Raw genomic sequence first — 12090 nt, forward strand, 5'->3', positions numbered from 1 at the left:
AAACTAAAGACGCGGAGTTTCCTGCGACGGAGGATGTCTTTAGCCCAGAGTTTGAACTCCGGGTTCCGGATAGGTTTTAGGCTTATATTTTGTTGGGTTTCCTTGCGTCAACCCAACCTACAACCTATTTTAGCTGTTTCGCTTTCATCAGACAGGTTAGAACGTCACTTGGCATGAGATACTCCCTGGCTATCAAACTTCAATGACAACTCGTAAATTGCCGCGTTTCCGCATAACTCGACAGGCAGTTGCTCCACTAGAGCGCTCAAATTCTAAATCTAATACAGTTTGCCCAATTTTTAGGTTTTGCAGTGACAAATACTGGACGGATTCAGGGAGGGTGGGATGAATAATTCGCAGATAATTACTGGGCGTATCGGGTACTAAATTAACCATCACCTGTAGGAGTTGAAAAATCGTTCCTGTTGCCCAGGCTTGCGGCGAACAAGCCACAGGATATCGCACGGGTGTGCTATTGGGGGTGCGTTCATAGCCACAGAAGAGTTCGGGTGGACGATAATAGGGTTGTTGGGTGGTCATGTCGATAATACCTTGAGCCACTTCCAACGCCTGATCCACTAATCCTAGCGATCGCAATCCGGCAATAATCATCCCATTATCGTGATGCCATACTGATCCGAGGTGATAGCCCATGGGATTATACGCCGGAGATAAGCTACTCAAGGTGCGAATTCCCCAGCCACTAAACATATCCGGCGCTTGCAATCGTTCGGCGACATTGTGTGCCTTGTCTTTTGATAAAATATCTAGTCCTAGACAATGCCCCGGATTAGAGGTGATACTATCCACAGGCTTGCCCTTACCATCCAACGCCAAGGCACAATAACCGCGATCGGGGAGCCAAAAGTCGCGATTGAAGCGGGTTTTCAAGTCTTGGGCTTCCTCATACCAACGATTTGCCACATCTAACTGCTTTTTGCTACGAGCAAGCTGGCTTAAGCGCATCTTCGCCGCATAAACATACCCTTGCACTTCCGCCAGAGTAATCGCCCCTTCCGCTAACTGCCCTTTGGCATCAACGATACAGTCTCCTGAGTCTTTCCATCCCTGATTCCGGAGTCCCCCCTTGGACTTGCATTCATAGCTAATATAGCCCGTCTGCTGACAACGGCGATCAATCCAATCCATCGCCGCTAAAGCATTATCCCACAACCGATCCAACAGTTCCTGATCATACGTCCAAGCATAATAATCCCCATAGAGCATCAACCACAATGGCGTAGCATCAACCGTACCATAGTAAGGTCTGTGGGGGAGTTCGCCACAACGAGCCATTTCACCCAGGCGCAACTCGTGCAGAATCTTACCCGGTTCTTCTTCCCGCCACTTGTCCTCAACCTTACCCTGATACTCAGCCAGGGTAATCAAGGTTTGGCGAGCAATCCCCGGATCGAGAATCAGCGTTTGGTATGCAGCAATCAAAGAATCCCGTCCAAATAACGTAGAAAACCAAGGAATCCCAGCACAGAGAATCTTACCCTTGCCAAAGGTTTGACCTAAAAGATAGATATCCTGTTCAGCGCGTTCAATAATCTGGTTTAAGGCTCGATTATCCGTGCGAATCCGAGTCACACCCTCTCGCCAATCGCTCTCCTCCATCGCCTCCGCCGCGATCGCTTGTTTTAGAGTTGTCGGCGCTTCTACCACAGAAGCTGGACTATTGTCAACGAATGGCTGTACGCGATACCCAAATTGCTGGGTTTCGTGAGATTTCAAGTTCAACCGCCAAATTGCCGTATATCCCCTAAATTCATCAGGCTGACGGTGATAAAACTGAATTCGAGACTCCATCAACACCTGATCCAATCCCTGATAGGCTAAGGTGAGTTCGCCCGTTGCCTCAACCAAAGACTGCACATCTGGGTTTAAGGCATTGTCCCCTGGAGGTATAACCCGTCGCATTAGCGTCCCCACCTGCTGACGCACATAACCGCGAATTTGGAATAAATCCGCAAAATCGGCATCAAAACTTAAACTTAGGTCAAAGCTAACGGGTTGGGTGCTGTAGTTGGTAATCTTCAGGTCTTCAAATAGTCCACCCTGTAGTACAATATCGCGTTGAATGCCGATCGTTTCCGCCTGAATACGCCCCTCAACATAAGGATTCGCACAGAGAACCGAAAGGGCAAAACCTCGTCCGGCTGTACTGCTAAGTAAAATCGGAGAGAGTCCCTCAATTTGTAACTCTAGGCGACTGAGAAATCGAGTATCTTGACAAAATAAGCCTAAGCTTTTGTCCGATTTATCATCAAGACATCCAGCAATATTGCCGAGGGGATCGGTAATTAAAAATAGATCATTATCTTTGAGCGTCAATGTAGATTGCAGTCGTTTTTTTGTCGTGCCTTGCCACTCTGGAATTGGCACTTGTTCAGCCGGCGCAAAGGTTCTACCGTTGAGTTCAACGATATTCAGATCCGTTCCAGTTTTTTGGTTGAGGGTATTTGTATCAGACATCGTTCATAGTTCCTCTATTTCTCGTTCCCAGGCGAAAGCCCCTTCTGCCTATCTTCCAGGCTCTGTCTCCCCTATTCCCCAACAAGGGCGGGTTTTGTTGCTCAGCTATCAGTTGCAAACTCTCGTGAACTACCCACACTTATCTGACGAGTAAGTGTGGGCTTATAGTTTCACCGCCCGTTGCCCTTTCACCTTACGGTTATCCAGTCTTACACAGGATCCACTAGCAGGAACGGGGTTCCCTCCGTTCATAGCGAGTATCCGAATACCTTCTGCTCTGATGTTCGATGATGCATTATCGTCACAGTCATGATCAGTGCCACAGGAGGGGCAATCCCACTCTCTGATATCTAGCGGCAATTTGTCAATTTACAATATGAACATTTTTTAGAACTTGGGAAAAATCTGTCAATTTCTATCAACTTACCTTCGGAGCTTTCTAGTTTGTAGTTGACTTCTCCCCTGGTTAAAAACGCAGGGGATTCTAAGAGGATACTGCGGGACGGGCTAAAGCCGCGTCCCTCCGTTTCATCTTCTTAGAGTTCCAGAGGAAAACCCTGGATGGCGCAGTCAAAAACGCCCTACTGACCTTGGCTAGATCAAGACCTAGCTGTATCTCTACTTTGCGGAGGATATTGGCAGCCCCGTTAGCATCGGCGTTGACAAATTCTCCGTTTTTGGTGCGGTACATTCCTCGTTTTACTCGCTTCCCGCTCGGCATCCACCCTTTCGGCTTGGAGCCGAATACAGGCAGAGGGTCATTGTCAAGAAAACTAGCTTTAGAGGTATAGCTTTCTTCAGTTTCTACAAACTGAATCCCGTATTGCTCACACAGTTGCTCAATCCTATGTTTAAGACGAGCAGTAGGAATTTGAACAAACTCCTGGTTCGTCTTTTTCCCTAACTCAATCCCATTTTTATGGCGTCGATTCCAACCGAAAACGACTGTTCCAATTCGATGTTGGAGGCAATGGTTGATAACGATACGAGCGGCTTGGTTAACCGCATCTCTTACTTGCCTATTGCGCCTTTCTGCAAGAGAGGCTAATTCTTCATTCCAAAATCCTTGAGATTTCCCCACCTTAATGGTTGCCACCCGTTTGTTGTAGAGCTGATTAAGACTCTTTAGTTTACGTCCATCAACAATGAAGCTGGTTCCTACATTAGAAACACAGGTCATCCAGTTGTTGAGTCCGGGGTCGATTCCTAGTACCCGTGAGGAGTCTACATCTGCTGTTATAGAAGGCAGGAGGTAGACAAACTCAGCATAGAAGCAGCCGTTGCGGGGAAGGATTCTCAGCTCTTTGATGTCTTTGAAGGCAAGATTAGATGGCTTATGAATGAAGAAATCCGCTATCTTGAACCATGTCTTGACTAGCGTTCCTAGCGGTATTCTGATTTGACCATCTTTAATCTTCAAAGCTTGTTTGGGATAACTGACAACAGAAAGACCGCCCTTCTTTAAATACTTAGGTAATCTAGGATTGTCCGCTATTTTTTCTTTTCTGAACGCCTTCATTAACCCATCAAACGATTTGAAAGATTCGCTAACTGTTCTTAGCGCTTGTTGAGCTGCTTGAGAGTAGAGGGCTTGGAAGTGTTTGTTGTTTTTGTACTCCTTTTCTAAGTCATATTTACCGATAATCCGCCGACACTTAAACCAGACTTGACGAGCATAATAAATACCGCAGTTCATTAAGTTATTCGCTTCGGTGCAAATAAACTCTAGAACGGCGGCTAGCTCTTGATCTGGATTTAATAGTAATTGCTGACAACCGTACAAGAACATTCCCTCCTTGTTGATTTTTATATTATATCACTTGAGGGAATTATTGCGGGATAAATCCCGCTGTCTTTACGACTTGCTCGGTTTCATCCCCCGACTGAAGTGCGGGGGCTTTCACCATCGCTTATACTGTAAGGAAATCGATAAACATACCCCAACCGACAAGAGGTTCTGTACATCTGGCACAATTGTACTAATTAAACCCGCCAATCGACGACAATAGAGATCGCTAAGATGCATCGATTTGCCAGCCGAGTTTTGCCAGCGCTTAGCTAAGCTGATGAACAGGAGTTAGGCGTTTATTTTGCCCACCTTGACGCGGCTTATCGACAACATTCTGACCCATGGAAAGCAAAGCCAGGGGTTGTCTATTAACGGTTTGGTTCATGATTCACCTCATTCAATTTTATCTGATGTCTGATGTCGGGTGCAGAAGGTTTAACGTATGTCTTGAAACCTTCTGCCTTCTGCCTTCTGCCTTCTGCCTTCTGCCTTCTGCCTTCTGCCTTCTGCCTTCTATAAACTTAGCTGGCTAGAAGCGTGGGGACATGCAGATGACCATTGCGAGCAAACCATTCTGCTAAAACTTGGTTGTAGACGGCTTCATATCCATTAACCATGCGTTTCACCGTGAAGTTGGTTTCAACATGTTCCCGACAGGCGTGTCGATTCAGTTGGGGTATTTTCGCGATCGCATCCACGCACTCCTCAATTGTATCACAGAGGAACCCTGTCTTTCCGTGAACGATAATTTCTGGGGCTGATCCTAACGCCATAGCAATCACCGGAGTGCCAGATGCCATAGATTCAATCATCACCAGTCCAAAGGGTTCACGCCAGGTAATCGGGAATAGCGTCGCCACTGCACCTCCCATCAATTCATTTTTCTTTTCGTGATTGGCTTCACCCCAAAACTCAATTTGTTTACCATCAATTAAAGGTTCCACTTCAGCCTCAAAAAAGGCTCGCTCTTTGGGATCAACCTTACCCGCCATTTTCAAATGCCATCCGGAACGCTTGGCAATTTCAATCGCTAACGTGGGTCCTTTTTCCGGGGACATACGCCCAACAAACGCCAGATAGGGTGGCTCTTTGGGCTGAGAGTAAAACGTAAACCGTTCGTGTGCGATCGCGTTATAAACCGTTGCCACATAATTCAGTCCCAACTCAGGGCGCTGCTGGGCATTGGAAATACTGACAAAATGTTGCTGACGATGCTTGGTAAAAATCTGCTCAACTAATGGCGAAAATGTACCATGAACTGTATGCACAACTGGCGTTTTTGTCAAGTTCGTGTATGGAAGCGCTGGGTAATCCACATGAGCATGAATCACATCAAACTGATTGGCTCGTTCAAAGACTTTGCTCAACTGCATTTGTTCATAAACGGCGTATTCTTGATGGGTTACGTCGAGAGAACGCAGGGCTTTTTCACATCCGGGTTCCAGTTTTGCCAGTGTCTCTGAATCACCGGATGCAAACAATGTTACCTCATGACCCCGACGGACAAGTTCATCAGTGAGTAAACTCATCACTAATTCCGTACCACCATAAGCTGGGGGAGGTAAACGCTCCCACAACGGTGCGATTTGTGCAATCCGCATTTTGAAATCTCCAGTTTAGTTAAAATGAGATGGAATAAAGAAACGTTAGTAATTGAGGGTTAATTAACGTAGCGCTGGTCACTTCGTACAAGCGTGATTTTCGTACTCGCCGTCCTGTTTGTTAAGGTGTTTTTTGTTAAAGTGTGTGTAAACTTATCCCAAAATTTACTAAAGGTGAGCTAGTCTTGCCAATTCGTGAAATCCACCCCTGATTGGTAGGGAAAACCGTATAGCCGTTTTGTTCATCGTTTTTCTTCCTTGGCTGTTATTCTCCACACCCGACACCCTATTCTACACATATCAGTATCCTGCGATCGCACACCCTTTAAACCCACTATTAAGAGTTCCCCCAAAACCTGTTAGACTACCAGGGACTCCCCACTAAGGTAAATGCACTCCAATAATAAGGATGGGTAAGTTCCTGATCCGGTAATTCTGCTAACTGGGGAGGTAACAGAAATGTACCATTCGGCGTCACAATTTGACCATTTTCTAATCGCACGTTTCCCTGAATCATTGCTAATTGTACCTGTCGCAAAGCTTCAGCTTTAATCGGGGCTTGCTTCAACTGTTCATAGAATCCCGTCATTAACCCTAATGTCCCCTCATCACTCACATACCAGAGACTCCCCAACGCCGATTTCACCCCAGCTTGTATCGCCAATCCTGTAAAACCTAACTCTGCTTCTTCATCTCCTAACGCCGTGCGACAAGCACTTAATACCATCAATTCAACAGGAGGATTATTCAATCCCAATTCACGGATTTGATCCAAAGGTAGCCTCTGATTCCAAAACTGGATGTAGGAATTTTCCGGCTTACCCGGTTTAAACTCCCCATGAGTGGCTAAATGAACAATTCCAAAGGGTTGATTCGCCCGTGCTTGCTTAAGTGTATCCGGAGTAAACCGAGAATTAAGGAAGGATTGACCCTGCCATAGTTTATCTGCGATCGCGTCTAATTCCACAGGCACAGCAGGTAAAGGATTTTGGTCAGTAAATTCCGACGCCCCCATCGCCAACACTTGTAGATTTCTCACATCCACATAGCGCGTATCCGTCAGAGAAAGACTCGGCATAAAACCAACACTATACCGTTCAATAATAAACCCATTCCCATCATGCAGCACCGCCATAGGTAAGGAACGCAATCCCTGATCCATAATAAATGCCAAATTATTAATCTCTCGCAGTTCTAACTCCGCTTCCAACGGAGAAATTAACCACTGATACAATTGCTGTGCAGCCGGAAGATAAGGGCGAGGAATACGAGTATCCGTCACCGCACGGCGTAATTCCTGAGTCATTTTCAGAACCTTCCCCCTTGTCGCCCCCGGAACCGAATAACTCATCGTTTCCCCCTCAGCCGTAACCAAAATTAATGCCAACTGATCACTCTCTTGAGGCTCTGAATTAGCCAAATCCATTACCTCAAAACCGCCACCCCCCTCTGCGCCCCTCTGCGCTTCCCTCTGCGCCCCTCTGCGTTTTAATAAAAACTCCGATTTTGCCCCATTCAATGAACCTTCTTCTCGAACAGAAGTTGGCACAAAAATCGCATAAATCAAAGCCGGTTTAACCCCCGTCGCTTGTTCAATTTGATGTAACGTTGCCCTTGCTTGAATCAGAGTTGTTAGGGCAGTATCCTCTAAATTCAGATAATTTTCAAACCTTAGAGTAAAACGTTCTTCAATCGGTGCAATTACATCAACCTCTAGGGATGGAATAACTTGCTCAACTGTAGATGGGACAGATTCTTTTTCCTCTTCCTCTTGAACTTGGGTAATATCAACCGGATTAATCGGTAGCTCAGTAAAATTCGGCGTTGTGTCGATAGGAATAATTGGGGGTTCAATTGGAACAATTGGCGGTTCAATCGGAATAATTGGGGGTTCTATCGGAGTGATGGGTTCATCAACACTGATAATCTGAATATTGCCCTCAACATGGGTAAACAAAAACGATTCAGAGGGAGAAATTGTAATATCGCCACTGGTAATTGCTCCAACTGTACCATTAACACTGGCATCACCAATCTGAAACGGAGTCTCTCCATTTCCACCATGGCGAATAATAATCTCTCCTCCTCCTAAATTACCCGCCGTAGAAAGACTCGCCTCTCTTCCATTATTATCAGTAAAACTACCAGTGGCTCGGAAAAATTGCCCCGCCGTAATATCAACAGTTCCACCTGTGCCACTATTACCGCCTTGAGCATTAATCGAGGTTACTTCAATATCGCCAATGGGGTCAAGTATGACATCGCCACCATCACTACTATTGCCACGGGTATTAATTTCACCTGTAGTTATTGCCGTTAAAGCACGAATGGTGATATCTCCACCACTCGCCCCAAAACTATTGAGATTATTCGTTGTAATCGCCCCATCACTACTTTCTACGGTAATCATTCCCCCTTGAGCATTACCACTAGAACTCGAATCAATATCATTGGTGGTAATATTACCAGGAGCCGTGAGTTCAATTGCTCCGCCATTACCTGTTTCATTACTGCTATCAATGATTCCCGCACGAGTATCAATAGTGCCAAGGGTACTGGTGAGAGTAATCGCCCGACCTGGATTAATAATATCACCAGTGATAATATCTTGGTTAGCTTGTAATATTAGGGTAGCGTCATCGGCTCCAGTTATTGTGCCACCGGTAGTATTGATAGAACCCGAACCAACAGGCACTTGGAATGTAACAGAATCATTAAACGTGACATCGCCCGCCACTGTAATTAAACCACTACTGTCGCTTCCTCCAATTGCGATCGCACTAAACCCATTTTGCAGTAAACTCAGTTCTGTTGCCGTTATATCTAAAATACTGGTATTTCCACTATCAGTACCCCCAATTTGAATTGATTGCGTCGGTGTCAAGGGTTGAATAGTTAAATTACCTGTTCCCGAAACATTGCCAGCCAGATTAATTTCATCTCCGGTAAGGGTTAAACTCCCCGCCGCACCATTAATATTGCCATTGAAGTTATCACTCGTGTTAAAGATAAAGGTGTCATCTGAGTTACCACCCGTGAGGTTTAATATATTACTGAATGTTAGACGACTATTAACTGTACCGCTGTTATTTCCCGTAATCGTCCAACTATTAGGTGTATTCTCTCCCACTAGGGTAATGTCATTATTGCCAATCAACGCTTCAACATTTTCTATTGTTTCTAAATCCAAAGTCACTGAATTTACAGCCTTTGAATAATCAAGACTATCAGTCCCAAGTCCTCCTCCTCCGTCAATTGTGCCACTAATTATTCCGTTGTTATTGAAAACGAACGTATCAGCAGCCGTTCCACCGATTAAGTTTTCAATAGAGGTGAACCCTAAACCATTACTAAACCCTGATAAATCCCCGCTATCCGTACCGTTAATTGTCCACGTCGTATCTTGATCAGAACCAACTAATGTTGAACCTCCAGAAATAATCACAATATCCTGGAAAGGAGTTGTACCTGTATTCGTCACTGTATCAAACAGAGTTACCGTACCCGTACCATCAGCACGCCCTATATTAATTCTCAGAAAACCATCTTGCCAGCCAGCAATTTCCGTAGTGGTTAAATCCAGAGTATCTCCTCCCGTGTCACTGGCTGTACCAATAGTAATGTTTTGATTAGCTGTTGCTGGTTCAATGTTTAAATTGCCTGTGCTGATAACAGATACAATGCCATCAACTCCGCCTGTAAAGTCAATTTCATCGCCAATTAAAGTAATATTTCCACCATCGGGAGAACCACTCGCATCTAGATCCCCAGCAATAATATTACTGCCAGCTTCAAGGGTAATATTGCCGCCATTTTCACTTTCAGAAGAAGCATCAATTAAACCACCTTCACTAAAACCACCAAGAGTAAAGAAGGCACTCGTGTCGATAGTTCCACCTGCTTTGAGGCTAATATTGTCATTGGCAGCGATACCAGCTGTAGTAATGTTACCTGTCGCTTCCAGGGTAATATTGCCACCCCGAATATCGCAGAAACTAACACTACCACAGAGAGTGCTAGCCAACATATTTATATTCCCACCTGTACTGGTAATGGAAATATCTCCGCCGCCAATATTAACAAGTTCAATGTCACCATCAGCTACAAAAGTGATATTTCCCGCCTGATTATCACCCGATGAACTGACAGAACCTTGTGATGTCATATCAATTTTGCCACCACTGGTTACATTAATATTTCCACCATTGCCAAATTCAGTGTCGGCGCTAAGATTCTTAACGGAAATATCGCCAGCCGCCTCCAGGGTAATATCACCCGCATCACTTGTATCAGTACCGTCAGTCGATATCGTACCTGTGGAGATAGAACCGCCGCTACTGGTAATTTCAATATCACCCCCACTATCATTAGTTAATCTCTCTCCGGTTTGAATATTAAAGGTGCTGATATCACCGGTAGCCGATAAGATAATCGTGCCATCATTCGTAGCCGTTGTGCTAATTTCTCCGACTGAAATACTGCCAGTATTTGTCGTTGTACCTGCGGAATTAAAGGGAGGTATTGCTGGCGGAAGATTGACCGGATTATCTAAGGATGTTTTTCCTGCCTGCAAAATAACAGCGGCGGTACTGCTTAAAATTGGAATATCTGGATCTGTCCCCACTAAAGTCGTATCGGGTCCAGTAATTGTAATATCTCCACCTGTAATACTTCCTCTCGTCTCAATCTTGAGAGATACGCCCGTATAATCACCAAATGTGACATCTTCATTTGAGCTAATAATCGGGTCAAACTCACTAATATAGTTTCCTGGTTTACCTGACAAATTGAGGACAGAAAAACGCCCACCACTGCTAAAGTGAGCATCCCCAGAAATATTACCATCACTGACTAAACTCAGATTCCCACCACTGACAAACGGTGTTTGCGGATGATTGAGCGCCAAAATATCAATGGCATGATTCCCTTGAATATAAAGATTACCGCCAGCTTGCGCTAAAAAGGGATTCGTTACACTATCTCGCACGAACACTGTATTTCCGGCTAGCAGAGTTAAATCATTGGTCGTATTGAGTTGGCTTTCTACTAATGTTAAATTATTAATAGCTGATAGAATGACTGTCTGTGCAGTCACATTCTGAGATACGACATCACCGTTCTCTATCGGAAAATTAGAATTAGCTAGTTGTACCTCTCCCTCTGTGGTAACATCAACCCCTGTCTCCCCATTTTCCCCTGTCCCCGTTAACAATGTGGCTAAATCTAAAGGTGTAAATGGTTGCAGTAATTCTTGATCATCCCTGGGAAGTTCCACCTCTAAACTTAATAACTGACCCTCCTGAGAAATTCTCACCAAATTAGAACCCGATACCGCCGCTACGGTAATTTGTCCTCCTGAGGCTGTCAGTTGACCAGTGTTAATCACAGAACCTCCCAACAAGGTTAAATCCTGTCCCGGAGAAACGGCTAAATTTCCGGCATTAACAATGCTTCCTCCGGGAGAAACATCAAATGCAAATTGATTAGGATTCCCCACTAACTGCTGATAATTATTTTCACCAAACCCATTAAACCAATAATTATTATCAAATCCAATAGCCGTCGTCGTTGTTGCGGTAAAATCAGCCGGAACATTTAAACTTGCATTGGCGCCAAAAATAATTCCCGCCGGATTCATTAAATATAGATTAGGACTTCCCCCAGTTACCTGAATTAATCCATTAATCATGGAAGGATTTCCGCCAATTACTCGCCCCAGAATATTTTGCAGGTTAGGATTCGCCAGAAAGTTGGCAATTTGCTCTGTGTTTAAGCCAAACTCTTGGAAACTGTGAAATAGGTTGGCTCTATCTCCCGACAAACTCCCCCCAGAAATATCAAACTGATTCCCGTTGGGTGTAATCACGGTTGCTGTGCTATCTGAGGCTGAAGTAATCGGTTCAGCTAGGGCGGGAGAACTGATTATTAGCGTGGTGATCATGCCAAGAATCCCTTGGATGATCGAAAGAATGGTAAAAAGCCAAAACCAGCGTAACCGAGTATATTTCATAGCAGTACTCCCTTCCCTGAAAGCTGATGTGATGGAATTGATTTTAACTCCAAGGGGTGATTGATTCCGCTGAAAGTAATAAAACTATAGAAAAAAATACGATGATTTAGATGACTTTAAGCTGGGGAAATTAAATGGGGTTCGTAGTCAGGGCTTTAGCCTAAAATTATTTTGGGTTTCCTTGCGTCAACCCCATCTAAGCTGTTATGCAT

The 12090-nt window shown here is 44.7% G+C and carries 4 protein-coding genes; all 4 read right to left on the minus strand.

From position 1 onward, the window contains the following. Positions 1-192: 192 nt before the first annotated feature. The 4 genes from RIG27_RS30560 to RIG27_RS30575 all read right to left on the minus strand — a co-directional run bounded on the left by RIG27_RS30560 (position 193) and on the right by RIG27_RS30575 (position 11878). A complete protein-coding gene (locus tag RIG27_RS30560) occupies positions 193-2478 on the minus strand; it encodes an amylo-alpha-1,6-glucosidase (RefSeq protein ID WP_446350855.1) in 2286 nt (761 codons plus the stop codon). Positions 2479-2962: 484 nt separating this feature from the next. Continuing rightward, complete coding sequence (locus RIG27_RS30565) at positions 2963-4261, minus strand: RNA-guided endonuclease InsQ/TnpB family protein (protein ID WP_446350856.1); 1299 nt, start codon at positions 4259-4261, stop codon at positions 2963-2965. A gap of 527 nt (positions 4262-4788) precedes the next feature. Next, on the minus strand, positions 4789-5868 hold the full coding sequence (locus RIG27_RS30570) for a glycosyltransferase family 4 protein (protein ID WP_446350857.1): 1080 nt from the start codon (positions 5866-5868) through the stop codon (positions 4789-4791). Positions 5869-6232: 364 nt separating this feature from the next. Then, positions 6233-11878 carry a CHAT domain-containing protein gene (locus tag RIG27_RS30575; RefSeq protein WP_446350858.1) on the minus strand — a complete coding sequence of 1882 codons (5646 nt, stop codon included), beginning with the start codon at positions 11876-11878 and terminating at the stop codon, positions 6233-6235. Between the last annotated feature and the right edge of the window lie 212 nt (positions 11879-12090).

The sequence above is a fragment of the Coleofasciculus sp. F4-SAH-05 genome (assembly GCF_040222985.1).
Taxonomy (GTDB): Bacteria; Cyanobacteriota; Cyanobacteriia; order Cyanobacteriales; family Coleofasciculaceae; genus Coleofasciculus; species Coleofasciculus chthonoplastes.